Source organism: Scytonema hankhaensis NUACC26, assembly GCF_045865695.1.
Lineage (GTDB): Bacteria > Cyanobacteriota > Cyanobacteriia > Cyanobacteriales > Nostocaceae > Scytonema.
The window spans coordinates 41,564-65,201 of the sequence record NZ_BAACAP010000215.1 but is presented as its reverse complement, the minus strand read 5'-3'; the positions used below and the strand labels follow the sequence as shown (position 1 = coordinate 65,201).

At 40.7% G+C, this 23,638-nt stretch carries 22 protein-coding genes and 1 CRISPR repeat array (1 of these 23 only partly in view); of the genes, 5 read left to right on the top strand and 17 right to left on the bottom strand.

Features of this window, described 5'->3' with window-relative positions; genetic code table 11:
* Positions 1–781: a CRISPR direct-repeat array (repeat unit 37 nt; unit sequence GTTTCAATCCCTAATAGGGAGTAGATGAAATTGCAAT); it reaches 348 nt to the left of the window's first position.
* Between the two features lie 247 nt (positions 782–1,028).
* Positions 1,029–1,226: a hypothetical protein gene (locus ACKTT2_RS28515; protein WP_407892960.1), complete on the bottom strand. Its 198-nt coding sequence runs from the start codon at positions 1,224–1,226 to the stop codon at positions 1,029–1,031.
* Between ACKTT2_RS28515 and ACKTT2_RS28510 the strand changes: the two genes are divergently transcribed.
* Together ACKTT2_RS28510 and ACKTT2_RS28505 are read left to right on the top strand one after the other, a co-directional pair.
* Complete coding sequence (locus ACKTT2_RS28510; RefSeq protein ID WP_407892958.1) at positions 1,219–1,467, top strand: hypothetical protein; 249 nt, start codon at positions 1,219–1,221, stop codon at positions 1,465–1,467. The genes ACKTT2_RS28515 and ACKTT2_RS28510 overlap by 8 nt on opposite strands.
* Complete coding sequence (locus ACKTT2_RS28505) at positions 1,464–2,213, top strand: hypothetical protein (RefSeq protein ID WP_407892956.1); 750 nt, start codon at positions 1,464–1,466, stop codon at positions 2,211–2,213. Before ACKTT2_RS28510 ends, ACKTT2_RS28505 begins: the two co-directional genes overlap by 4 nt.
* 155 nt (positions 2,214–2,368) lie before the next feature.
* Here ACKTT2_RS28505 and ACKTT2_RS28500 read toward each other — a convergent pair whose 3' ends face one another.
* Positions 2,369–2,659, bottom strand: a complete 291-nt coding sequence (locus ACKTT2_RS28500) for a hypothetical protein (protein ID WP_407892954.1) — start codon at positions 2,657–2,659, stop codon at positions 2,369–2,371.
* A 266-nt stretch (positions 2,660–2,925) separates the two neighbouring features.
* On the opposite strand from ACKTT2_RS28500, the gene ACKTT2_RS28495 reads away from it, so the two are divergent.
* Positions 2,926–3,264, top strand: coding sequence for an ArsR/SmtB family transcription factor (locus ACKTT2_RS28495; RefSeq protein ID WP_407892952.1), 339 nt, complete (start codon positions 2,926–2,928; stop codon positions 3,262–3,264).
* The gene (locus tag ACKTT2_RS28490) at positions 3,249–3,827 is read left to right on the top strand and encodes an SRPBCC family protein (RefSeq protein ID WP_407892950.1); all 579 of its coding nucleotides are present in this window, start codon (positions 3,249–3,251) and stop codon (positions 3,825–3,827) included. Before ACKTT2_RS28495 ends, ACKTT2_RS28490 begins: the two co-directional genes overlap by 16 nt.
* A 25-nt stretch (positions 3,828–3,852) precedes the next feature.
* On the opposite strand, the gene ACKTT2_RS28485 is transcribed toward ACKTT2_RS28490, so the two are convergent.
* From ACKTT2_RS28485 to ACKTT2_RS28415, 15 genes are all read right to left on the bottom strand, one after another.
* A complete protein-coding gene (locus tag ACKTT2_RS28485) occupies positions 3,853–4,698 on the bottom strand; it encodes a pentapeptide repeat-containing protein (RefSeq protein WP_407892948.1) in 846 nt (281 codons plus the stop codon).
* A 234-nt stretch (positions 4,699–4,932) separates the two neighbouring features.
* Positions 4,933–7,194 (bottom strand): iron uptake porin, encoded by a 2,262-nt coding sequence (locus tag ACKTT2_RS28480; RefSeq protein WP_407892946.1) that lies wholly within the window; start codon positions 7,192–7,194, stop codon positions 4,933–4,935.
* Positions 7,195–7,209: 15 nt separating this feature from the next.
* Complete coding sequence (locus ACKTT2_RS28475) at positions 7,210–9,495, bottom strand: heavy metal translocating P-type ATPase (protein ID WP_407892944.1); 2,286 nt, start codon at positions 9,493–9,495, stop codon at positions 7,210–7,212.
* A gap of 209 nt (positions 9,496–9,704) precedes the next feature.
* Positions 9,705–9,986: a peptidase gene (locus ACKTT2_RS28470; RefSeq protein ID WP_407892942.1), complete on the bottom strand. Its 282-nt coding sequence runs from the start codon at positions 9,984–9,986 to the stop codon at positions 9,705–9,707.
* Between the two features lie 111 nt (positions 9,987–10,097).
* Positions 10,098–10,292: a heavy-metal-associated domain-containing protein gene (locus tag ACKTT2_RS28465; RefSeq protein ID WP_407892940.1), complete on the bottom strand. Its 195-nt coding sequence runs from the start codon at positions 10,290–10,292 to the stop codon at positions 10,098–10,100.
* A 12-nt stretch (positions 10,293–10,304) separates the two neighbouring features.
* On the bottom strand, positions 10,305–10,841 hold the full coding sequence (locus tag ACKTT2_RS28460; RefSeq protein ID WP_407892938.1) for a Crp/Fnr family transcriptional regulator: 537 nt from the start codon (positions 10,839–10,841) through the stop codon (positions 10,305–10,307).
* Between the two features lie 102 nt (positions 10,842–10,943).
* A complete protein-coding gene (locus ACKTT2_RS28455) occupies positions 10,944–11,963 on the bottom strand; it encodes an alcohol dehydrogenase (protein WP_407892936.1) in 1,020 nt (339 codons plus the stop codon).
* A gap of 22 nt (positions 11,964–11,985) precedes the next feature.
* On the bottom strand, positions 11,986–12,399 hold the full coding sequence (locus ACKTT2_RS28450; protein WP_407892934.1) for a DoxX family protein: 414 nt from the start codon (positions 12,397–12,399) through the stop codon (positions 11,986–11,988).
* Positions 12,400–12,422: 23 nt separating this feature from the next.
* The gene (locus tag ACKTT2_RS28445; RefSeq protein ID WP_407892932.1) at positions 12,423–13,757 is read right to left on the bottom strand and encodes a cupin domain-containing protein; all 1,335 of its coding nucleotides are present in this window, start codon (positions 13,755–13,757) and stop codon (positions 12,423–12,425) included.
* A gap of 149 nt (positions 13,758–13,906) precedes the next feature.
* Positions 13,907–15,184, bottom strand: a complete 1,278-nt coding sequence (locus tag ACKTT2_RS28440) for an FAD-dependent oxidoreductase (RefSeq protein ID WP_407892930.1) — start codon at positions 15,182–15,184, stop codon at positions 13,907–13,909.
* Between the two features lie 113 nt (positions 15,185–15,297).
* The gene (gene ltaE / locus ACKTT2_RS28435; RefSeq protein WP_407892928.1) at positions 15,298–16,323 is read right to left on the bottom strand and encodes a low-specificity L-threonine aldolase; all 1,026 of its coding nucleotides are present in this window, start codon (positions 16,321–16,323) and stop codon (positions 15,298–15,300) included.
* 69 nt (positions 16,324–16,392) lie between these two features.
* Positions 16,393–17,262, bottom strand: a complete 870-nt coding sequence (locus ACKTT2_RS28430; RefSeq protein WP_407892926.1) for a class I SAM-dependent methyltransferase — start codon at positions 17,260–17,262, stop codon at positions 16,393–16,395.
* Between the two features lie 122 nt (positions 17,263–17,384).
* Entirely contained in the window at positions 17,385–18,827 is a 1,443-nt protein-coding gene (locus ACKTT2_RS28425) for an NAD(P)/FAD-dependent oxidoreductase (protein WP_407892924.1), read from the bottom strand.
* 168 nt (positions 18,828–18,995) lie between these two features.
* Positions 18,996–20,036, bottom strand: a complete 1,041-nt coding sequence (aroF, locus tag ACKTT2_RS28420) for a 3-deoxy-7-phosphoheptulonate synthase (protein WP_407892922.1) — start codon at positions 20,034–20,036, stop codon at positions 18,996–18,998.
* 667 nt (positions 20,037–20,703) lie between these two features.
* Positions 20,704–21,663: a helix-turn-helix domain-containing protein gene (locus ACKTT2_RS28415; RefSeq protein ID WP_407892920.1), complete on the bottom strand. Its 960-nt coding sequence runs from the start codon at positions 21,661–21,663 to the stop codon at positions 20,704–20,706.
* 1,124 nt (positions 21,664–22,787) lie between these two features.
* On the opposite strand from ACKTT2_RS28415, the gene clpP reads away from it, so the two are divergent.
* Positions 22,788–23,441 carry an ATP-dependent Clp endopeptidase proteolytic subunit ClpP gene (gene clpP, locus ACKTT2_RS28410; RefSeq protein ID WP_407892918.1) on the top strand — a complete coding sequence of 218 codons (654 nt, stop codon included), beginning with the start codon at positions 22,788–22,790 and terminating at the stop codon, positions 23,439–23,441.
* Positions 23,442–23,638: the final 197 nt, after the last annotated feature.

Below are 23,638 nucleotides of genomic sequence, written 5' to 3'. Positions count from 1 at the left end.
TGGGCTTTTCCAGACATACGGTTTCAATCCCTAATAGGGAGTAGATGAAATTGCAATGCTTTATCTGTTTATTTTGGTATTAACAGTTTTCGTTTCAATCCCTAATAGGGAGTAGATGAAATTGCAATCGAGCATATCAGAGGCTGGATTGGTAGAGGTTGTCGTTTCAATCCCTAATAGGGAGTAGATGAAATTGCAATTCTTGAAGTTGTGCTTTGGCTTGCTCTCTTTAACTGTTTCAATCCCTAATAGGGAGTAGATGAAATTGCAATGGTATCTGGTATTGAGCCAGTACTAGCTGACAATTTGTTTCAATCCCTAATAGGGAGTAGATGAAATTGCAATGATAGACTTAGCAAAAGCCTCTAACTCTTTAAACTTTAGTTTCAATCCCTAATAGGGAGTAGATGAAATTGCAATTATTGCAATACTACTACAAATAATCATTAACTTTGTTTCAATCCCTAATAGGGAGTAGATGAAATTGCAATTTGTGACAAAATCTTTATGGTGAATAAACTGCCCGTTTCAATCCCTAATAGGGAGTAGATGAAATTGCAATCTTGGAAAGGCGCTCAGGGATTGAGAACAGTTAGTGTTTCAATCCCTAATAGGGAGTAGATGAAATTGCAATTTTTCCGGTACTTCTAGATCCCGAATCTTTTGTAGGTTTCAATCCCTAATAGGGAGTAGATGAAATTGCAATCTCGGACGCGCTGTACTCGCTCCGAGCATGGTTCACCTGTTTCAATCCCTAATAGGGAGTAGATGAAATTGCAATCGATGGAGGCTGGAAGCCAAGCTGTATTCTGTTTTCATGGTTCAAAATCGCGGATGGGTTAATCATAGCATGGGAAATTGAGATTGAGTAAAGGGAAAATGGCTGAAATCCTGTCTGGGAGAGGAGCGCGGATGGGTTAGATTGTACGACCGCTTTCAAACCTTATGCCAACGGGAATCCAGCCATTTCTCAGACAAGTTCTTTTCCAACATCTACCCATCCGCGAATCCGATAAAGAGAATCGCAATTAAGCTGGACTTAAAGAACTGGTTTTCACCATTGTAAACTCATCTTTAACGTTCCCCTCGTTATCAACAAATTGGACATGAAGTCTTTTCCCACAGACATCCATGACTAGCGCTCCTGGAATACTGAGTGAAGTATACATTGCTGGATGAGGTGATACTCGATCGGCAAAGGCAGATGTTCCTGCAACAATGTACACTGTTCCAGCAGAAGGAATTACTGGTAAGCCTGTTCAAGTTCTAATCACAACTCATTCTCCCGTACTGCTTAATTATGTTGAGCCTCATCAAGTGCGTGCTGTAGAGTTAGATAACGAAGGTAAAACTCAAGTTCACACCTTACCCACAGATTCTATACGTTTCCAAAAAGCACTAGAAGCTTACGATGGAGCATTGGGTGAGCTTTGGTTTACCAATGTATTTGGAGGCAATCCTGTATGAATCGTCCGATTCGTATTGGGCTAATTGCTGAAGGTGAGGCAGAATTGGGAGCAAGTATTCCTTATATCAAACCAGAAGATGGTGGAAAATTGATTGAAAGGAATAATGAGGGAGCGCTTCATACTTTAATTAGGCGAGAGCTTCAAAGTGCTGGATTTCCCGATTGTGATTTTGTACAGAGACACCCATCAATCAATGAGAGTCGTTCTTTAAAACAACGAACTGGACACTCAATCTTAGACCTAAAATATTTAGCACAGGTGGTTATTTTATGGAAACCTGAAGAAGTAGACATGATTGTCATTGTGGCTGATGCAGATAACAATCTGTCTGAAAGACAGCGTGGCTTAGAGCGTGCTTTGAAGAAAATTCGGGAAAATCACTTAGATGCCAATGAGCAACCAATAAGCGATCGCAGTGCAGGAGGTTTGGCAATTAAAAATTTTGAGACCTGGTTACTAGCTGACATTCAAACTGTTTCCAAGATTTTAGGTATCGAGATGGAACAATTTGAAAATTTAGAAAGTTTAGATGAAACAAAAGATTTTTTAGAGACAGCGATTGTAGAATCAACTTATCTTCCTGAAGAAAGTACCAATAAACGTCCGCTTCAAATTAGGTGGAAATTAGCTTTTGAGATTGATTTAAGTATTATCAAAACTTGTTGCCCAATAGGATATGGTGCTTTTACAAGTTCTTTAATGATAGCTGCAAAAGTAGTTGTGGATGCGATCGCAAATATCTAACAATACTGCTCAGTTAAGGTCTGTAAGGTAAGTTTTCAAATGCAAAGAAGCTTCAAATAACAGGTTTCTATCTCTCATTTTGAGTACGGGAGGCTGAGCATCTCAATCATGCATTCCCAGGCGGAGCCTGGGAACGAAGGGGAGTAGTTACACTGTCAAAGTTTTTTAGACTGAAAAATTGTATAATAAAGAGATGGATCGACTCGATCCGTGAAGCGCGTGTAATAATATCGTTCTTCGGCAGAATCTATATAATCTAGTGGGGCTTGGAGATCTTGTTGTGATTCTACTTCGCTCTTAACTTGCTCTTTTTTAAAAAAAGTAGCGATCGCTAGCCATATCTTTAAAATGGGATTGCGTTGTAATTCTTTTCCAGTACCACCCAACTTAACCTCTTGTATATGAGAAGGCAGTGAGTCGCGAGAATTATTGATAGTATTCGACATAATACGTTTTTCTCCTTCAAACTTAAGTACTACTGCAAACTTTGCGATGTTTTTATAAGCGATCGCAGGTTATATATTTATTAGGAAACATATACACTAACTTATGCACTCTTAAATCTAAACTTAAAATTAAGAAATAGAAATTCTGTATTGAGTTGACATTTCAGTCGATACTTATCTATCATCAAAATAATTAAGCATTTACTAAAATATTAAGTAATGTTCTGATGACCGTAGTTTTGAATTTGACTGCAACAGGATAATTCATGAGTAGACCTGCTGCTAGTGCCGATGTCTTTGCAGCGATCGCAGATCCGACGAGACGGGCAATATTAGATCGATTATTAACTGGAGAGCAACCAGTGAAACAGTTAGCCGAGCCTTTTGCCATGAGCTTACCAGCTATTTCGCAACACTTGCAAGTGCTTTGCGATGCAGGTTTGGTACAAATGAGAAAAGCAGGGCGACAGCGTTTGTATCGACTCAACCCCGAACCGCTTCGGCAAGTTTCTAACTGGATTGCTGATTACGAACAGTTCTGGCAACAAAAACTAGATGCTCTTGGCAATTACTTAGAGGAAGAAAATATATGCTCCGAGACTTAAAAAAAGAAATTTTCTATCCACACCCGCCTGAAAAGGTTTGGCAAGTGCTAACTAACCGCCGTACCTTGGCTGCATGGTTAATGGAAAACGACTTTGAGCCACGAGTGGGGCATAAATTTCAATTTCAAGACTCTACATTGCCCGGTATAAGCGAAACTATTGATTGTGAGGTGTTAGAATTAGACGAGCCAAACCGTCTTTCCTACACTTGGCAAGACAAATTTATGTCCCGTCCTTCTATTGTCACGTGGATTTTAGAACCACAAGAAGGCGGGACTAAATTACGTTTAGAACATAAAATTTTACAATCGCTTCCCACAGAATCACAACAGCCACAGTATTCTCACACGGGTAGTTTGGATCGCCGAAATAGAACAACTGCTTTAGCTTATCTACCGCAAACTGTAACTCAGGAATTGAGAGGGCGGACTTCCATGTTTAATGGTATGCTCGCAATTCGTCCAAATCCAAGCGTAATTCTCACCTCATTTTTAAATAGCAGGTGGGAATATAAACTTGAACGTGCAATCCCAGAGATTTTTGTAAAAGCAGTTAGTGGTTAGTAGACAAATGACAAATGACCATTAACTAACTTTTTGCTATTCTCCAAAACGCGATCGCTGCTCCAAAAATGCTAAAAGTACTGAGAAGAATGTGAAGAATAGGTATACTGGGGGTAGATGACGAAAAATACATTTCACCGTTGGGCATCTTTGCTCCCTGTAGGTTAGCCGTCTCAAGATCTGCCTCTTGAAGGTTGACTCCCTCAAGAACTGTTTGTGACAAGTTGGCATACCACAACTTGCTTCTTTGAATGCGTGCTGATGTTAAATCGGCTTGTGAAAGATCGGCTTGTGTAAAATTAGCATCCTGTAAATTGGCTTGTCGGAGATTGGCTTGCCACAATTTAGCTCCTGTCAAATTGGCTTGCTGAAGACTGCCTACAACTGATAAATTTGCTTGCCACAAGTTGGCTTTGGATAAGTTAGCTTGTTGTAGATTGGCTTGCCAAAAGATAGCTCGCGATAAATTAGCTTGTAAAAGATTCGCTTGTAATAGATTAGTTTGTTGAAGATTTGCCGATGACAAATTGACTTGAGAAAGGTTAGCTTTCCGAAGATTTGCCGATGACAAATTAGCTTCTGACAAGTTAGCTTGTGTTAAGTCGGCTCCTGATAAGTTGGCGTTTTGAAAGTTAGTATACTGAAGGTTAGCTCCCGACAGAATGGCTCCCGATAAGTTAGCGTCCTGAAAATTAGCATAATTTAAATCTGCCCCCCGCAAGTTAGCTTGAGATAAATCGCATTTAATACACTTTTTTGTTGTTAGTACTTGCTTTACGTGTGTGGGATTTGCAGCATTTACCGGAGTTGTAACTAGAGCCGTACTCCCGATCGCAATAGTTAGATAAACTTTGAGGGAATTGTGTTTCATAGAATACTGAATTTTGAGGACGAGGATTGGCTGGTAAATACCTTTCTAGTTTGGGTGCTGACTTTGGAGAGCGATCGACTTACTGAGTAACGGCTAGTACACTGAGTGTTTCAATCGCATGATGACTTTCTTCTACTCTACTGTCAATTTCTCCGGCAAAATATTTATTATTGGTCATTTGTCATTGGTCATTTGTCATTTGTCATTGGTCATTTAACCTCTATTCCCTACCCCCTAAAAAGAAAACACCGTGCGAAGCGTACCTGTAATAACAGTACCATTGCTTTCCTGATTGCCTGGGTTTGTAATGACTTGTACGACTGGTGCAATTTGAATACTGTTACTAATGGGATAGTTGTAAAAGGCTTCAAAGTTTGTTTGAGTAGCATTGCCAACATCACGAGAAATGAAAGGTTGACCAATGGCAATACCTGCTTTCGCACCTCGCACGAATAAATCAGGAAAAGCGAGACCTAGCATCCAATATGTGGGATTGATGTCACCAAAAGCTGTGTCTTTATAACTAGCGCGACCATAGCGACCAAAAACACCAAATCGATCTGATAAGGCTAATTCAAAATTGGCTCCAAAAACATTAAATTGACCGCCTAAAATATTTCCAAAGGCATACTGGAGGCGAACAGCGAAGTTTTTAGAGGGCGCATATTCGACTTCTGCTATGCCTTGATGGGGATCGCCAAACAAGCCTCCAGTACTACCTCCATTAGGGTAAAGAGTGTACCCTATAGGAAAAATGCCGGGAACAAAAGAGGTGGAATCTCTTGATGTTGGTTCATTTGCAGCAGCAGCCACATAACCTGCTCTTGCTGTAAATGCTCCGTCTCCTGGATTCCAACTAATGACAGCACCCGCACCCAAGCCTTGAACTGGAAATAAAAGATAATTGTTAACAAATGCTTGAGTGGAAAAGTCTAAAAAGCTGAGGTTGGCGTAGCGATTTGTGTCTATGTAGTCGCTGAGAACTATTTTGGGACCGAGGGAAAGAGTTACGTTTCTTAGAGGAGAGAAGGTATAGAGGAGGCGGGAAATACCAAATTGTTCTACTGGAGGTTTTGCTGCAAAATCTAAGACGCTACCAAGACTGGGTTCAAGAAATCCGGCGGCGTTATCATCTGCACCATCGCTTCCTGCATCCAAACGAATTTTCAATAGATCGGAACCACTGAAACTGGTGTTAAAGTCTAAAGCTGCTCGATATACAAATGTTGGATTGGGTTGTTTTGTTGTAATTTCTCTACCTGTCACGTCAACAATGCGTTCTCCACTAAAACTACCTCCTGTTACGCCAAAGATGACTTGTCCTGTTAATTTGGTAGTTGTCGAAAACTGATTGGCTTGCAATTCAGAAGTACGAACTTCTAACGTGTCTACACGCCCCTGTAGCTTAGTTAATTCAGCCGCAAACTCTTCCTGAAGCCGTTCTAAGATAGCTAGATCGTCACGGGAAATCACTGAGGTGTTCCCTTGTACCATTAGCTCGTTGATTTGTTCTATTGTTGTTTGGAGTGCGCTAGCAAATTCATAACGAGTTAATGCTCGGTTACCCCGAAAATTACTATTCGGATTGGCTTTATTAATACCGTAGCGATCGCTTAAAGAATACAGTGCTTGAAACGCCCAATCAGATGGTTGAATATTATCTAGTTGACTGACAGGAGTGATATCAACTTCCGATATTTCCCCATCTTCTTCCTTGGATTTTTTTTTTGACTCTAAGATAGTGTTATCTCTTTCTTCTTGAGATGTTGTCTTGCTATCTTTAGAAGAATTATTATTATCTCCTGGTTGCCAAAGTTCAACGAAGTCTAGAATGTCGGATGTTTTTTCAGAAAGTTCTTCTTTAGAAGAATTCGTATTATTTGAACGTAAAGAATAAGGCACGCGGAAAGTTTTTGCAGGAGATACACGTGTAGGTAATGGTGTAGAATCAAGATTGACAAAATCAACACTATCGTATGGATGTAAAGAGTCAGGAAGATTTGAACTCTTGCTTTCATAGGGACGCAAAGAGTATGGAGAAGATTGTTCTAGCTTTTGATTATTTTGCGTTACTTTTCGTTCGCGATTTATACTTTCCAAATTTTTAGATTTTTCCATCATTAATTGTGACAAACTTTTAGATTTAGGTTCTTGAGTTAGTTTTTCTTGGCTTTTAAAAAGCTCCTTATCGGTAGGAGAAGATTTTTCAGGTCTTGGATTGAAGCATAATAAATTTGTGTTTGAAAAGCTACAAGGTATAACTGATTGTGCTGTAAAAAGTGTATTGTGTTGAGCTTGTTCGCGAGAATATATTACAGATCTAGGAGGTGGTAATACCTTAGAAGGTAAATTTGTCTCGACAGCCAAAATTTTATCGAAAGGAATATTTTCTGGTATTTCTGTTTCAGCACGAGTTGGGTGTTGTTGGGTAACTATACCAAGGAGACTCAGGCTACCAATAACAGACAAATTAGGAAAACGATGTCGTAAAGTCATGTTTTTGATTGTTACCTAAAAATACATTTTTGGTTGAAATGTTCGCAGGCGTAAGGCGTTAGTAATAACGGACAATGAACTAAAAGCCATTGTGGCTCCTGCAAGAATTGGGTTAAGTAACCAACCAGTGAATGGAAAGAGAATTCCGGCGGCGATGGGAATTCCAACTAGGTTGTAAATGAAGGCAAAAAGCAGATTTTGGCGAATGTTGCGAATCGTCGCACGGCTTAACTGAATTGCTGTGATGATTCCTTCTAAGTCGTTAGATATAAGGGTGATATCGCTAGCAGCGATCGCAACATCTGTCCCAGTTCCGATGGCAATTCCAACATCTGCTTGTGCAAGGGCGGGTGCATCATTAATCCCATCTCCTACCATCGCGACAAGGGATTGTCGCAATTGCTCGCTCTGTAGAGACTGAATAACTTGAGCTTTTTGCTCGGGTCGAACTTCTGCAAACACTCGCTTGATACCTAGCTGTAAGGCGAATGCGATCGCAGATGCACGATTGTCTCCAGTCAGCATGATAACTTCTAAACCCATTTTTTGGAGGTTTTTGACAACTTCTTTTGATGAAGGTTTTAAAGCATCAGAGATTCCAATTAAGCCTTGAAGAGAACCATCTATCGCAATCCATACTAAGGTTTTACCTGTTGCTTCTAAGATGGTTTTTTGTTTGTGAAATCTATACGTATTAATACCTTGTTCTTCTAACCAACGTTGCGTTCCTATTTGAACGAGACAACCTGAAACTCCACCTTGAATACCCATCCCTGGAAATACTTGGAAATTTCTGGCTCGTAGAGACTGGATTTTTCGCGTGTCTATACCTTGGGATTCAGCATACTTTACGATCGCTTCCGCTAGAGGATGTTCGGAATCCTGTTCTACTGCTGCAACCATTTGCAGGAGTTTAATTTCGTTATTGAATTGCGTACCTTTAGTAGTGAAAAAGTCTGTAACAGTAGGTTTTCCCTCTGTTAAAGTTCCTGTTTTATCTAGCACAACAGTTTGTATTTTGTGCGCTAGTTCTAGGCTTTCAGCCCCTTTGATTAAAATCCCATGTTCTGCGCCTATACCCGTTCCTACCATAACTGATGTGGGAGTTGCTAAACCTAAAGCGCAAGGACAAGCTATAATCAGCACGCCTATAGCTGTTATCAAGGCAAGGGTAAAGTTACTTGCAATACTAAACCAAATCAGAAAAGTGGCGATCGCGATCGCAATAACTGCTGGTACAAACCATCCTGTGACTCGATCTGCCAAGCGTTGAATTGGTGCTTTTGAGGCTTGAGCGTCTTGAACTAGCTTCACGATTTGGGATAGTACTGTATCGCGTCCCACTCGCGTTGCTCGGAATATCAAACAACCTGTTTTGTTAATTGTAGCACCAATAACTTCATCTGGTGGCTGCTTTTTGACAGGCATACTTTCACCTGTAATCATAGATTCATCCACAGAAGAAATTCCATCAATGACTTCTCCATCTACTGGAATTTTTTCTCCCGGTCGTACCAAGATGACATCGCCAACAGGTACTTCTTGAATTGGGATATTAATTTCTACATTATCGCGGATAACACAAGCTGTTTTTGGTTGTAAGCCAATTAATTTACGTATAGATTTATAGGTTTGACTTTTGGCATGATGTTCCAACAACCGACCTAATAAAACTAAGGTAATAACAACTGTTGCCGCTTCGTAATACACATCCGCTACTAAACCATGAGATGTAAATAGTTTTGGAAATACCGTCACAAATAATGAATAAAAATAAGCCGCACTCGTTCCTAAAACAATTAATGTATCCATTGTTGCTGTACGACGTTTCAAAGCTCTCCAGGCATTACGATAAAAGAAAGCCCCACACCAGAATTGTACGGGTGTAGCTAATAGTAACTGTACCCAGGGATTACTTAGAACTGGTGGAATAAAAGATGAATGCAATCCTATCATATGTGGTAGCGACCCCAAGATAATTTGAAAGCTGTGAATACTTGCAAATATCAATTTACGTGTAATAATGCGCGATTGAACTAAATAGGCTGCACTTTTTTTATCTTCTTCAACAGAATTTATAACCCCATCTGATTGAGGGTAGGACGAGTATCCAGCATTAGCGATCGCTGCTTGAATTTTTTCCAAATTAGTTCGCCACTTGTGATAACGAATGGTTGCAATTTCTGCACCAAAATTAACATTGCATTGTAATACGCCAGGTACGGCACAAATTGCTTTTTCAACGCTGTGAGCGCAAGCGGCACAACTCATACCACTTAATTTTAATGTGATAGTTTCCATATAAGATTCAACCCTTAATCAGTATTGTAGGGTGGGCATTACCCACCACATGAAACTTTTGGTGGGCAATGCCCACCCTACTAGGAATGACTAATTGTTTAGTAGTACCAAATGACCAAGTACAATGTTTACTTTAGAAGCAACTAACTTGATTTATATAAACAAGAAACGGTTACATTCTTAACTGGTTACTGGTCACTGGTCACTGGTCACTGTCTCCTACGTCTATTAAATGGTCGTAGCATAATAAAACCTGTTACGAGTAAGCCTAACAACGCCAAACCACTTAAAGCTGAATAAACTACATAACCAGACCCAAAAAATATCTTGCCACTATGGATTTTCCGGATGAATTTGACTGCAGTATCAAAATGCATCTCTTCCAAGATAGGCGAAACAGTTCCTGTCAAAGCCATCAACATGAGAGGTAAGGATACCATGATTGATATCTGTCGATGATATTTACGAAATAAAGATGAAACAGTTGCCATAAATTATTTGGCTCCTTCAAGGGTGAAAACTGAAAAGTGAAGAGTAAAGTATATAATATGAAGTACGAAAGTTAATATTTACATTCTTTTATCCTTTACTCTTCATATTTTTTAAATAGCAGGATAACCAATTGTGACTAGTGCTTGCCTAATTGTGACTTCTGATGTTTTTGTAGTAATACTTACAAGCTTTAGTCTTGGGTCTGTTTGTACTTTAGCATTTGCATCAATAGCTTTAATAGCTTTGATAATCTTGTTTGCACAGGTAGAACAAGCCATTTTTGGAATTGTTAATTGGAATGCCATAGTCATACCTAATTAAGATTGCGAACCGTCATCAAAACTAATGTCATTGCATTTCAAGGAAACTGTATCTTGATGAACAAGCATAGCGGCTAGTGCTGTCTCAGTCTCGCGTAAACGTTGTGCAATCAAATAACTAAAACTTCGCTTTAAAGCGATACCAAGATTGATATTTCCATTCATAAATCGATGGAAAGCTTCAGCAGTCAATTCCCATACCACACAAGATGTTATAGCGACTACAGAAGATGAATGAGGTCTACTCTCAAGAAAGGACATTTCACCAAAAATTGCAGGAGCAAGTGTACGCCGTAAAGTAATTTCTCGAAATTGGCTCAATTCATGTTCTGGTGTAAGTTTGCGAACCTGACAAACTCCTTCAAATAGGATGAGAAGAATTGGCTCTGTGGTGCCTTCTTCAATCAATCTTTCTCCAGATTGAACTTTGCGTACTTTACCATGAGAAAATAGCTTTTGTCTCTGATTTTGTGGTATTGAGAAAAAAGGTAAGTCGTTGAATTGACTGAGTAAATTGATATCTACTGCGTTCATGATTCTTGTCAATTGAAGTGTAAGTAATTGAGTAAGAGGTGTAAGTCTGAGTAGAAAATACGAAGAATAAAATTTTATTTTTACTCTTATCTTTCATATTTTCTAGGAAGAAATTTGTAAAACTACTCGAAAACGAGCTTTGTTGTAGAGCATTCGTTTGTAAGCTTCTGCCACATTTTCTAATGAGAAGACTTCAATTAGAGGTCGGATTTCACTTATCATGCAAAAGCTTAAGGTTTCTTCTGAATCTTTAGCGTGTCCGCTATGCCATCCTTGAACGGATTTTCTGCCTTTAATTAACTGTATTGGAGATATTTCTAGTGGTTCTCCTGATGCCCCTACAATTAACAACTTACCATTGACAGTTAACCCATTTACTAAAGAAGATATTGCTTTGCTATTTGGTGCTGTAGCTAAGATAACCTTTGCTCCCCCCATATCAATGAGTGTTTGTGCGGGATTAACTAATTCGGTATCGATGTAATCAGTTGCACCCATTTCGAGGGCAAGTGTTTTCTTATCTTGTCCGCGTGATATTGCCACAGTCTTAAAACCCATCTTACGGGCAAATTGAAGGGCTAAATGTCCCAATCCACCTACTCCTTGTACGGCAACAATATCGCCAACTCTGGCTCCAGAATTGCGTAAGGCGTTAAAGGTCGTAATTCCGGCACATAATAAAGGTGCTGCTTCAATTGAACTCAAGTCGTCTGGAATTCTAGCTAGTGCTGAGCTTGGTACAACTGTGTACTCTGCATAGCCGCCATCGAAATCTATTCCTGTGATGGCAGAATTTTGGCAATTGCTAAAGTCGCCTTGAAGACAAGGTTCGCACTGGAAACAATGTCCACCATGCCAACCAACACCTACACGTTGCCCTTGTTGCCAAGTAGTAACTCCTTCTCCAACTTTATCAATAGACCCAACAATCTCATGACCTGGTATGCGAGGATATTTTAATCCGTGCCAAAAACCTTCTTTGACAAAGACATCTCCATGGCAGATACCACAAGCTTCTATTTTGACGCGGACTTGATTGTGTTGAGGTTCGGGAATTTCTCGTTCGACAACTTCAAAATCACCACCAGGTCTGCTGACCTGAACTGCTTTCATTAAAGCCATAGTAGTATTCTTTAATTCTGTGTCAATACCGGACAATTTGTCTCTTTGAATTTGCTAAAATGCTGCGACGGTCAAAACTTACTGCGCCCGATCCGTATTGAACGACCATCATCAATCCTCCTAAAATAGCCAAATTCTTCATGAAATGACCTACTTGCATATGGTCGGAAAAATTTGTATGGAAAATGAATGTGACGGTAATAAGAAACTTAATAAGTGCGATCGCACCCCAACGAGCTTTGTAACCCAGTAACACTGATAGTCCAGCAGTTAGTTCAAGGACAATCGCGCTGACTAAGAAGAACCTAGTGAAAGGTATTCCATAAGCAGCCATAAATTGTTGCGTTACAACGGGATGCAAAATCTTATTAACGCCAGATTCAAGAAAAACGGAGGCGAGTGAAGCACGTGCAATAAGTGGAATATACTTGAGCATATTCTGTACTACAAGCGATAAACTTAAACGAAAGACTCTGTTGAAATCATTGTACTGAGGTCAGATGTTAACGGAGGTTCCATAATAGACAGAGAATTAGCTCGGTCATTACCGCTCCCGGTACTTGCAATATATGTCTCAATTTCTGGAGATGTAGAGAATGCAAGTGTTCTTGCAGGTAACGTTCCTTGATTTGTCAGTGCAAAGGAGTTACCTTCAGGTAGGAAGACAAAAGTATCTTGGGCTGCTGTAAATGATTCATCGCCCAGTTCAAAAGTGACATTCCCATCTACGACATAAAATCCTAGATCGGTTGGAGCAGAGAGTAGAGATTCGTTTTGAGTTCCCGGTTGAACGGAAACATCAAATAGGGATATTTTGCCATCTGTATCTGCAGCAGTTGCAACGAAAGTATAGTCGTCGTTTCCTAAAGTAACTTTCAGACGTTCTTCATCGTTTGGTAGTATTGTTGGAAAACTATCGGGTTTATCCCCATTTTCCAAAGTGTAGGTATTGTCCTCTCCAAAAGTAAGAACAAGTTCATCTTGCAATAATCCAACAATAGCACCATTGGTAGGATTGGTAATAGCTAATTCAAGAGTGTCTCCAGGTAATTCAGAACCATCTACAGGAATCTCTACGGTTTTTGTTCTTTCTCCAGCAGCAAAATCAACTGGAATTGCAGTACCGTTACTCAGAGCTAGTGTCGCACTTACATCTGTATCTGCTTGACCGGGACGTAGTAATGTTACTTCAGGAGTACCAGTGAGTGTCTGATTGAGTCCAGCAGAAGGAAAGATGATTGAATTTTGAGCCTCTACTCCATATTCAGCTAAAACCTCTGTGTAATTATCTAAGATTTCGCTAGGAGGAATTTCGTTGGGAGGTGGTTCTAAAATTGAGCCAGGTACGCCAACTGTTGCAAATGCTTTCTCTAAGCCTGATGGTAAAGTAAACTCTAGATGTCGTGATGGTGTGTCACCCAAGTTGACAAATCCATGAATGTCATCTTGATGTTTGTAGAGAAATGTTCCGGGAGTTGCCGTGAGCACTTCATCGTCTAATTGGTAAGAAATTTCTCCTTCTAGGATATAAGCAAACTCATTTTCTGTCCGGTGGATATGGGGAAAGGGACCACCTTGGGGAAGAGTGTAGAAGTCAAAGAGAGAATATTGCCCGTTAGTATCTTCACCATCTGCCACAAAAGTAGCATGGTCTCCAACCAACCAGTATCCCGGTCTATTTTGGTCGGGTAGTACGACTGGTTCTTGAGAATTTCCTACCAATGTGTCTTCTGTGAGATCTTGTTGACTTGTGTTGTACGGATCTTGAAGTGTTGTTGTTCCATTATGTGCCATGGTCATTGTCCTTAAAAAATTTACAAAGTTAAACTAATACCAATTTGAAAAAAGAATGCGGTAGATAATTTGGTAAGAGTTAAGTCTAAGTAAGGCTTTCCCAATCCAAAATCTAAAATCTAAAATCCAAAATGGTATATTGCTTACTACTAATTTGAGAAGTTAGAGTAACTACTCGTAGTATTTTCAACTGTTGTCTGCATACTAGTTTTAAGCTTTAAATGAGATGGAAAAAGACCAAAAGCTAGTAATCGAGCCGGAATATCGCGTAAAATTGGTAAATGCAGGTAGTGTGGTAGTTTTAATGTGTTGTCCGATTGAAGGGCTTTTGCCGTGATATTAGTTTGGATAAAGGACTGAAAAGCTTGAAGGATTCGCACTGATGATTCGCGACGGCGCTGTACTTGCGAGAGGTGGCTCAGTCTTAACTGACCTTTTTTGAGTGGTTCGCCAAGGATGTTCGCTGCTGTTGCTGCATCCTGGATTGCATAGTTAATGCCAACTCCACCAACAGGTGAGATGACATGGGCTGAATCCCCAATGAAAAGAAGCCCAGGACGGAACCATTGCTTCAAACAACCAATGTCAACAGACAGAAGTGATGCTTGTTTCCAATCTTTGATATGATGCACGCGATCGCTAAACTCTGGCACAATTTCAACAATGGACTCTTGCAATGCTTCTATACCAGCCGCAAGTAGTTGATTGTAGTCGCCTTTGCGAATGAGGTAAGCAAATTGCCAATTACTATCATAGGTATTATACATAACTATGACGCGCTTGGCTCCAAAGCGTGCAATGAGACCTTGTGGCTCATGAGAGTGTCTTGGAAGACGCAACCAGAGTAAATCCATTGGAGCAGTTGTCTTATCTTGTTGCATACCCGCCAACTGACGGATACGAGAAAAGCGCCCATCTGCACCAACGACTAGCTTGGCTCTCACCTCATGCCAGCCACCGTTTCCTCGGTATCGAACACCACTGATAATTCCATCTTCCTCAATCAGTTGCTGTACGTTCGCTCCCATAATTATTTGAAAGTTTGGGTAGCGTTTTGCTTCAGCAACGAGGAATTCAATAAACTTTGCTTGAGGAATAATAGTAGCATAAGGGTGTCGAGATTTCAACCGACTAAAATCTGCAAATGTGACACTTTGTTGGGGTGTCATGAATTCTATTTTGTCCGTTTTTGTATGAGGTACTTCTTGGAGCAAGCGTTCAGTGACACCCAGTTCATCCATAATTTCCATGGCTTGCGCGTGGATAATATCACCTCGAAAGTCTCGGTCAAAACTTTTGTGTGCTTCTAGCAATGTGACGGTAACACCTTGACGTGCCAAAGCCAATGCGAGTACAGCCCCTGTCGGTCCGCCACCAACAATACAACAACTCGTTTGTTGTATGTCAACAATAATACGTTCTGTCATTGGTATATTTGCTGAAGAGGATTTCGGAGTTGATGTCATAGACTGAGAATTTAGGAAATTGTTAGTGGTTGGTAGGGGCGCAAGGCCGCCGCGCCCCTACCAACCACTAACGTTTACTGTGCAAGAATTTCACCCACTATCCCAGCTGCAATTACGCAATCATCTCGGCTAATATCAAGATGAGTGACGGCTCTAACGGCTCGCTTCCCTGAAGAACTCAGAAATACGCCGCGATCGCGTGCTGCAGCTACCAAAGTTGGAGCGTCTAGAACATTGGGTGCTAATTGAAACCAGATGATATTTGTTTCAACTGTTGCGGGAGCGAGAATAATTCCAGGCGTCTGTGCTAATATCTGAGCCAGTAACTGAGCGTTAGCGTGATCGTCTGCCAATCGTTCTACATGATGCTGTAGCGCATAAATTCCAGCAGCAGCCAGAATTCCTACCTGTCTCATAGCACCGCCAAACATTTTCCGCAAACGATGGATACGATGAATGTGCTCCTTAGAACCGCAAACAACACTTCCTGCTGGTGCGCCCAAGCCTTTGGATAAGCAAAACGTGACGGTATCAAATGGTTCTGACCAAGTTTTTACTGTCACGCCACTCGCAACCTCAGCATTAAAAATACGAGCGCCATCTAAGTGCAATGACATTCCATATTCGCGAGCAATAGAAGCAGGCGATCGCAACTCATCAATATCCCAAACCCAACCCCCTCCACGGTTGTGGGTGTTTTCAAAAGCAACAACAGTTGTTGGGCTTTGGTGATGATTATCTGGTTTGTAAGCAGCACTAATATCATTAGCCGTAAATCGACCATTGTTACCAATCGTTTGAAATTGCAAACCGTTGAGAGCAGCACCTGCTCCTCCTTCATATAAGTAACAATGGCTACCCAAACCTATAATCACCTCATCGCCCGGTTTAGTAAGCGCACCTAATGCGATTTGGTTTGCCATCGTACCTGTAGGAACAAACAATGCAGTTTCTTTACCTGTAAGATGGGCTGCATACTCCTCTAGCTGACGGACAGAAGGGTCATCTCCGTACACGTCATCGCCAACTTTAGCAGAAGCCATAGCTTGACGCATGGCGGAGGTTGGTTGCGTTACTGTATCACTCCGGAGGTCGATCATGATTGGGGATTGGGGATTAGCGATTGGTCAGGTGGTCAGGTGGTCACTGGTCACTGGTCACTGAATTATTTAAATTCCCAGTTCGTAAATAACAAAGCTTTGGTATTCCGGTGCATAGGAAGGACCAAAAACTTTCTTGGAGATTTGTCGGAAGTTACCGAGCCTAAACTCCTGCTCCACAATCAATGGAGACATTTTATGCTCAATACCTAACCCTGTAATTAGGTCATCATGAGTTGCTCGCAATTCTTCGATCGCAACACCAATACAGTTGCGATCCATAGCGAAGTCAACAACATATCTATACCAAGTCCACAGTGCTTGCTGCCGACGACGTTCGAGATCCAATGCTGCTTCTGGAATATGACCCGTTTGCTGATAATTCTCTACCTCTTCTACAGTGGTTAAAATATACCCATTAGCAATGTGGAGTAATTCAGCATTAGCTATGCGTTTTGCGTGATGGTTTTCGCAATACTCAGGGCAAAACTCATCACCTACAATGATAACACCATCTTGATGTAATATGTGCTTGGCATGAGACAAGTAGTTTTTCGGAAGATGGTGATGTGCTCCCCAAGAGAGAACGATATCTACAGTTTCATTCCACTCCTCAAAAGAACCGGAGAACACTTTAGCATTAGCATCAGTTGCTAAACGACGTTCTAATTTAGCGGTAATCTCTGGTTCATCCTCATTGGCAATCAGTTCTATTTCAGGTAGACGTTTTGCTAACTTTGAAGCAAAATATCCAGTTCCACACCCAACATCGAAGACGCGAATTGGTCGTCCCAATTTTTGAGAATGTTGTTTAATTAGCCTAATGATGTAAGCATCACCTTCAGGTATTTGGGGATGCCCTTTACGCATTTGCGCTGCAATATCGATTTCCTCAGACTGGACATCATTGGGAAGATTTTCAGATACAAAAACAGACATAAGACTCCTTAAGGTTTCAATTGGGCATTGGGCATTGGTCACTGGTCAGGTGGTCACTGGTCAGGTGGTCACTGGTCACTGGTCAGGTGGTCACTGGTCAGGTGGTCACTGGTCACTGGTTCCTAGACTCTACACAAACCTATATTTGGCTTAGTGACGACATATACGCCGTCAATAGCCCCTGCTGCTGAGAGTGAAAAGAACCCTTCAACTGCATTAAAGAAATTATTTGTGGCTTGGACTGAAGAATCGGTAGACTTGTCTTTTAATGCCAGAGCTTGTTTATCTTGGCGAAGCTCGTGGTTTTCTTTGATTCGCTTTGACATCTCGTTGACGGCAAACTCAGTAACGCCTTCTTGTGCATCTACTAAGTCTTCTACTCCAGACACTAGGTTTAGGAAAGCAAGTTTTAAATCGGCACCGCTAAAGTCATGGCGGCTTAATTTTTGTGCTTCCCAAAAATAGGAATCTTTACCACGGTTTTGGTCGTAGAAAGCTGAGACAAACACGAGAAAACGCAAGTATGCTTGTCTGTAGCTCTTGTCGTAGAATGTGGCGGCTTGTGCTTCGTCAATCTCACCACGCAAGATGCTTGCAACGCTTGCAGCTGCTAAGAGTGCGCTGTAAGTGGCAAGATGAACTCCACTAGATAATAGCGGATCTAAGAAGCAAGCTGCATCTCCTGACATGAAGTAGCCCGGACCTGAGAAGTAATCAGAGGTGTAAGAATAGTCTTGCTCGACTTTGACTTCTGATACTAACTGACCAGGCTCAATCATATCAGAGATGAGAGAGCATTCTTTAATGGCTTCTGAGTATATCTCCTCTAACTTCTTATTGCGTCTTTCTTTATAAATATCTTTGTGCATCACCACTCCGATACTCATAATCTCTTCATCTAGTGGAATTCCCCAGAGCCAACCTTCTGGAATAGAACCGACTGCGATCGCTCCTTCTTTACCTTGAGGTAATCTTTTAACGTTCTTCCAATAGCCCCAGATAGCTATATTTTGAAATACGTTATGGTTTCGGCGATTTTTTAGGTAGCGTGTTGATAAAACACCCGCACGACCGGAAGCATCAATGACGAAATCAAAAGAGATTTCTCCTGTTATACCATTGGATTGAGACCAAGTAGCGCTTTTTGGACGATTTTCATCAAAGGAGACTTGACGAATTTCCGTTCCCTCAAAGACTTTCACGCCTTGGCTTTTAGAATGTTCTAAAAGTAGGTGGTCAAAGTCAGCACGACGAACTTGAAAGCTATATGTGTGGTTGCCGCTAAGTTCTCCAAAATTGAGGCTCCACTTCTCTTTGCCCCATTCCAAATAGGCTCCAGGTTTACGCTGAAATCCTTGTGCTTCAACCTTTTCCCGCACGCCTAATAAATCAAATATTTCTAAAGCTGATGGTAGAAGCGATTCACCAATGTGATATCGCGGAAAAAAATCCCGTTCTAACAAAGTCACGTCAAAACCCTCTCGCGCTAATAAAGTCGCAGCAGTCGATCCAGCAGGCCCGCCACCGATGACTAAAATTTGAGTAGAATTTGGTATATTGGACATAACAGGATTCTTTTCCTTTATGGTTGTAGAGTTCTGAAAACAATGAATTCAGTTAACTTCTCCGTTAAGTAAGGCATAACAAGCTTTTCTCCAAGGCTGCTAAAACCTTTCTGAATGGAGAAGTTTTATCTAGGGACAAGTATGAAAGAATTAACGAGCCGTTATCCCTCACACTTTCTTCTTTTCCAAAGCATTAGCTACATTCGGCAAATCTCGCATTAATTCCTCAAATCCTTCCCATGTTAGAGATTGAGCACCATCAGAAAGGGCTTTGCTCGGATTGGGATGAACTTCAATCATCAAGGAGTCTGCACCAGCAGCAACAGATGCCTTTGCCATTGTTGGCACAAACTCAGATCTACCAGTAGCATGGCTAGGATCGACCATGATGGGCAAATGAGTGAGCGAGCGCAAAACCGGAATTGCAGATATATCAAAGATATTGCGAGTGTATTGGCGATCGAAACTGCGGATACCACGTTCGCATAGTATGACGTTGGGATTACCAGCAGCCAAAATATACTCGGCTGACATCAACCATTCTTCAATGGTAGCTGACAATCCGCGCTTCAAAAGAATAGGCTTTCCAGTTGCACCAACCTTCTTAAGCAGTGAGAAATTTTGCATATTGCGAGCACCCACTTGCAACACATCTGCGACAAATGCAACTTTCTCTATATCTGTTGTATCCATCACTTCCGTAATAATTCCCAGTCCAGTAGCTTCTCGTGCTTTGTTTAAAAGCGATAAAGCACTTTCTCCATGACCTTGGAAAGCATAAGGGGAAGTACGGGGTTTATATGCCCCTCCTCGAAGAAACTTAGCTCCAGCGATTTTTACTCTCCGGGCTGTTTCTACAATCATCTCCTCATTTTCTACGGAACAAGGTCCCGCTACAACTACCAAAGGATGATTTTGACCAAAAGTTACAGAGCCATTAGGAGTGTGTACAACTACATCAGTCGGTTGGTGAGAGTGAAATTCTAGAGAAGCCCGCTTAAAAGGCTTTTTCACCCGAATAACCTGCTCAATACAGTGACTCAAATTTTGAATTTGTTGCGGGTCAATCTCTGCTGTCTCACCTATTAAACCGATCGCCACTTTGTGCTGACCTACTGATTTTTCTGGAGTGATATTCCAACTGCGAAGTTCTTGAATGATTCGTTCAATTTCTTCTGATGGGCTACCAGATTTCATGACAACAATCATAGATTAAGAATCCTCCTAAAATAACAGTAGCTTATGGTGTTCTTGATTCAGTTGTTACCAGTTGTCTTTGTCTACTCCCCCTTTTTCTTTGTTTCTTAAAGCTTACTGTAGTTAAAAAGCGCTTGCCAACAGTCTATCTTTTGAAAACTAACAATTCTTTCGCTCATGTTTAATTTGAGACACGATAAATTAAATTTGCAATTTTTCCGGAGAGCATATATATGTTTAGTATTGTGCAATAAAGATGTTATAGATAAGAACCTTAACGCGAGAGTAAGTACTCTATATGAGTGTTTCAAAAAGAAAATAAGATTCCTATATGTAATTAAGTACTTTAAATTTGTAATATCTGGAAAAAAATAGAGATGATAAAATATTTTTATAGAAGGTTATTTAAAGATTAGAATAATATCTTATACAGTTTTCATATGAAGATGCTTAGAAAGAACCCCACCGCCTGCGGCATCTCTCCTTACCCCCCTTATAAAGGAGGGGAAACAGGAAATTTATTTTCCTCCCCTTTGTAAGGGGAGGTTAGGAGGGGTAAAAATAATGTGCAGCTTAATAGAGAATTGGTATTAGAGGATGTTTGTAAAGTCTACCGTTGTATCAAGATCCCCCCTAGTCCCCCTTTTGAAGGGGGATTTAGGGGAATCGAGAATAAGAGCTAACCATTTTGTTGCTCTTCCTTGTATTGGGCTTTGTACTGAGCAAGATGTGCTCTTCTCCAGGCTTGGGGAGTCGTACCATGATACTGGCGAAACTGACGAAAGAAATGAACTGTGTGATAATAGCCAACTTGAGCAGCGATTTCTTCTACTCTTTGATTAGTTTCCAAAAGTAGGGAACGTGCTGCTGCCATTCGTCGCTCGATAATCCAGCCTTGTACAGTTTGTCCTGTTTGTCGTCTGACAAGATTAGTGAGATAGGCTGGAGAATAGCCTACAGTTTCAGCTACATCACTCAAAGTTATTGGTTGGTTATAGTTTGCTTCAATGAAACGGAAGACTTCTTTCAAATCAGGATCGGATGGCAGAATTGATTGTGGCTCGTCCAATTTCACCGTGTTATTGGATGAGAAGTTTTGCTTTGCAGAAGGAACTTCCAGGCTTTTAGAACTAGAGTTTAGAAAAGTCTCAGTAGTTTTTGTTGAAGTATGTGTAGTAGCCGCAGACGCACTACAACTATCTTCAGAGAGACTTTCTGTTACTGATGCGGATGCTCCATACAATGTTTTCAGGAGAGCTTGTCTGTGCAAGCGAGTTGCGATCGCTTTGAGTAATTCATCTAACGTACAAGGTTTTGTGATGTAATCATCGGCTCCCAATTCCATGCCTTTACGGATATCAGTACGACTGACTTTAGCGGTGACAAAGATAAAAGGAATAATTGCTGTGGCTGGGTTTTGACGCAATGCCATCAGAATTCTAAAACCATCAAGTTTCGGCACTAAAACTTCGCTGATGATTAGATCGGGTAACTCTTGTTGTGCTCTTTGAAGTGCGATCGCGCCGTTTTCAGCACTAATCGCATGGAAACCTTCAGCTTTTAGGCATGAAAGAAAAAGTTTTCGGGTTTCTGCTTTATTTTCAATTACTAAAATTTTCTTCACCGTTTCCTTTGCCATCCAAGTACGGGTTTATGGACAATTCACAGGTGTACAGTGACAAACCACTTAGTCAAGTGACAAGTTACTTTATAATGTAGTGCTTTCCCAATATAAAAAATAAAGTCTAAAAGCTGAAGAATTGAGCATAAAAAAGTGCTAAAGCTAGCACAAGTACCCGAATTTATTCTAAAAGTATGCAGAATATAAAATCTAAGTTTGGAACCTATAGCAGTCATTACAATAGGGAGATAGTCACAAGAAAATTCGCGACTACAGCAACAGACCACTGTAGAAACTTGTATTATCTTCTGCAAAAGAGCTAAGCGCGTAGGATATCCGAAGGACATGGGGCGAAGTTGGGAGCGAGGAAAACCTTTTAGCCTACTTCTCCGTGCGAAGCACTGCCTCCTGAATTCATTCATAGGGTTAACTTCATACTTCATACTTCCGACTTTATTTTTGAGGTCACGTAAGTTATGGTTGTACAAAATATCGAGGCAATTCAAAAAAGATTGCCAAAATTTTTGGTTGTCATTTCACCGCGAATCCGCGATCTGAAGAGAAATGCTCTTGCAGAACTTTAAGGGAAAGGACAGACTCGTTGCGCGTCCGGTGTTCTCTTACAAACCAATTGATACTTCACCCTGGTTAGTAAGATTTCTGTTGCGGTAAGATTTGCCACACAGAAGGTTTGACGGAGCTGATTAATTCCCTTCGAGAGAATATCAGATTTCGTAATAACACACAAGTATGAGGTTGCCCCAGAATGTATTGTTTTTAATAGGAGTTGATTTAATTGATACTAAGTTTACATCATACCAATCGTTACTCTGACATAGAGTCACTTAAAAGCAAAAGTCAGCATTTGTAGACTTTATACTGCAAATCCTAAATTGCTTCTAACTTGTTAGTGTGACACACTGAGAGCTATGGTTGTACGTAAATTTAATAAATAATTTAAACAAATTAAGTAAATCTAACGAAACAAACAGAGGACAATTCCCGTAGTTGACATTTAAGCAAAAACTTAAATATAATCTGTATAGTTAAGTAAAAGCTTAACTATACAGATAGCTTCCAACTTACTTAGACGCCTGATATTCAAGCGCCTTATCCATGACATAAACTTTGGAGCAAAAAATATGAGTTCCACGAATTTCCCCATTCCCATTGTCATTCAACCGTCAGACAAAGGGGAGAGAGCTTTTGACATCTATTCTCGTCTGTTAGCAGAGCGCATTATTTTTTTAAAAAGTGAAGTGACTGATGAGATAGCTAATTTAATTGTTGCTCAATTGTTATTTCTGGATGCTGAAGATCCAGAGCGGGACGTGTTCTTGTACATTAACAGCCCTGGTGGTTCAGTCACAGCAGGAATGGCGATTTACGACACTATGAATCAAATTCACTCTGAAGTATGCACTGTTTGCGTTGGTTTTGCAGCTTCAATGGGTGCATTTTTACTTTCTTCGGGAGCAAAAAGTAAAAGATATGCTTTACCCAATGCTCGGATTATGGTTCATCAACCATCAGGCGGTGTTAAAGGTGCAGCAGGTGACATTGAAGTAGCAGCTAGAGAAATTTTGCATACCAAACAAACTATCAACAAGATATTGGCTGCAAATACTAATCAACCTCTAGACAAGATTGAACGAGATCTAGAACGAGACTTTTATATGAGTGCTGAGGAAGCAAAAGCCTATGGATTAGTAGATAGCGTTATTTTGAAGACTCTTACATCTGTTCCTCATTTAACGCACTCTTTAACCGAAAAATATCAATTGAATGGACACTAGACATTTCAGAGAAAGAATGTAAAGACGTGTCGTGGCATTTTTTCTACTCCCTTTCCGCTCTAAAATTACCGATCTTTGTAGGGTGGGCAATGCCCACCGTTCCCGCTTTGGTGGGCATTGCCCATCCTACGTGTTTGGGTAGTATAGCTGACAATTCAGGAGTAGATGAAAATGTGCCATATAAAATCTCACTCCCT

What these genes read in the sequence shown, in the direction of transcription:
- ACKTT2_RS28415 (WP_407892920.1), bottom strand. Translation starts at nt 21,663, where the DNA reads ATGGCAAAGGAAACGGTGAAGAAAATTTTAGTAATTGAAAATAAAGCA.
- ACKTT2_RS28480 (WP_407892946.1), bottom strand. Translation starts at nt 7,194, where the DNA reads ATGACTTTACGACATCGTTTTCCTAATTTGTCTGTTATTGGTAGCCTG.
- ACKTT2_RS28460 (WP_407892938.1), bottom strand. Translation starts at nt 10,841, where the DNA reads ATGAACGCAGTAGATATCAATTTACTCAGTCAATTCAACGACTTACCT.
- ACKTT2_RS28465 (WP_407892940.1), bottom strand. Translation starts at nt 10,292, where the DNA reads ATGGCATTCCAATTAACAATTCCAAAAATGGCTTGTTCTACCTGTGCA.
- ACKTT2_RS28455 (WP_407892936.1), bottom strand. Translation starts at nt 11,963, where the DNA reads ATGGCTTTAATGAAAGCAGTTCAGGTCAGCAGACCTGGTGGTGATTTT.
- ACKTT2_RS28475 (WP_407892944.1), bottom strand. Translation starts at nt 9,495, where the DNA reads ATGGAAACTATCACATTAAAATTAAGTGGTATGAGTTGTGCCGCTTGC.
- ACKTT2_RS28485 (WP_407892948.1), bottom strand. Translation starts at nt 4,698, where the DNA reads ATGAAACACAATTCCCTCAAAGTTTATCTAACTATTGCGATCGGGAGT.
- ltaE (WP_407892928.1), bottom strand. Translation starts at nt 16,323, where the DNA reads ATGATCGACCTCCGGAGTGATACAGTAACGCAACCAACCTCCGCCATG.
- ACKTT2_RS28505 (WP_407892956.1), top strand. Translation starts at nt 1,464, where the DNA reads ATGAATCGTCCGATTCGTATTGGGCTAATTGCTGAAGGTGAGGCAGAA.
- ACKTT2_RS28450 (WP_407892934.1), bottom strand. Translation starts at nt 12,399, where the DNA reads ATGCTCAAGTATATTCCACTTATTGCACGTGCTTCACTCGCCTCCGTT.
- ACKTT2_RS28510 (WP_407892958.1), top strand. Translation starts at nt 1,219, where the DNA reads ATGTACACTGTTCCAGCAGAAGGAATTACTGGTAAGCCTGTTCAAGTT.
- clpP (WP_407892918.1), top strand. Translation starts at nt 22,788, where the DNA reads ATGAGTTCCACGAATTTCCCCATTCCCATTGTCATTCAACCGTCAGAC.
- ACKTT2_RS28440 (WP_407892930.1), bottom strand. Translation starts at nt 15,184, where the DNA reads ATGACAGAACGTATTATTGTTGACATACAACAAACGAGTTGTTGTATT.
- ACKTT2_RS28495 (WP_407892952.1), top strand. Translation starts at nt 2,926, where the DNA reads ATGAGTAGACCTGCTGCTAGTGCCGATGTCTTTGCAGCGATCGCAGAT.
- ACKTT2_RS28445 (WP_407892932.1), bottom strand. Translation starts at nt 13,757, where the DNA reads ATGGCACATAATGGAACAACAACACTTCAAGATCCGTACAACACAAGT.
- ACKTT2_RS28470 (WP_407892942.1), bottom strand. Translation starts at nt 9,986, where the DNA reads ATGGCAACTGTTTCATCTTTATTTCGTAAATATCATCGACAGATATCA.
- ACKTT2_RS28425 (WP_407892924.1), bottom strand. Translation starts at nt 18,827, where the DNA reads ATGTCCAATATACCAAATTCTACTCAAATTTTAGTCATCGGTGGCGGG.
- aroF (WP_407892922.1), bottom strand. Translation starts at nt 20,036, where the DNA reads ATGATTGTTGTCATGAAATCTGGTAGCCCATCAGAAGAAATTGAACGA.
- ACKTT2_RS28490 (WP_407892950.1), top strand. Translation starts at nt 3,249, where the DNA reads ATGCTCCGAGACTTAAAAAAAGAAATTTTCTATCCACACCCGCCTGAA.
- ACKTT2_RS28500 (WP_407892954.1), bottom strand. Translation starts at nt 2,659, where the DNA reads ATGTCGAATACTATCAATAATTCTCGCGACTCACTGCCTTCTCATATA.
- ACKTT2_RS28430 (WP_407892926.1), bottom strand. Translation starts at nt 17,262, where the DNA reads ATGTCTGTTTTTGTATCTGAAAATCTTCCCAATGATGTCCAGTCTGAG.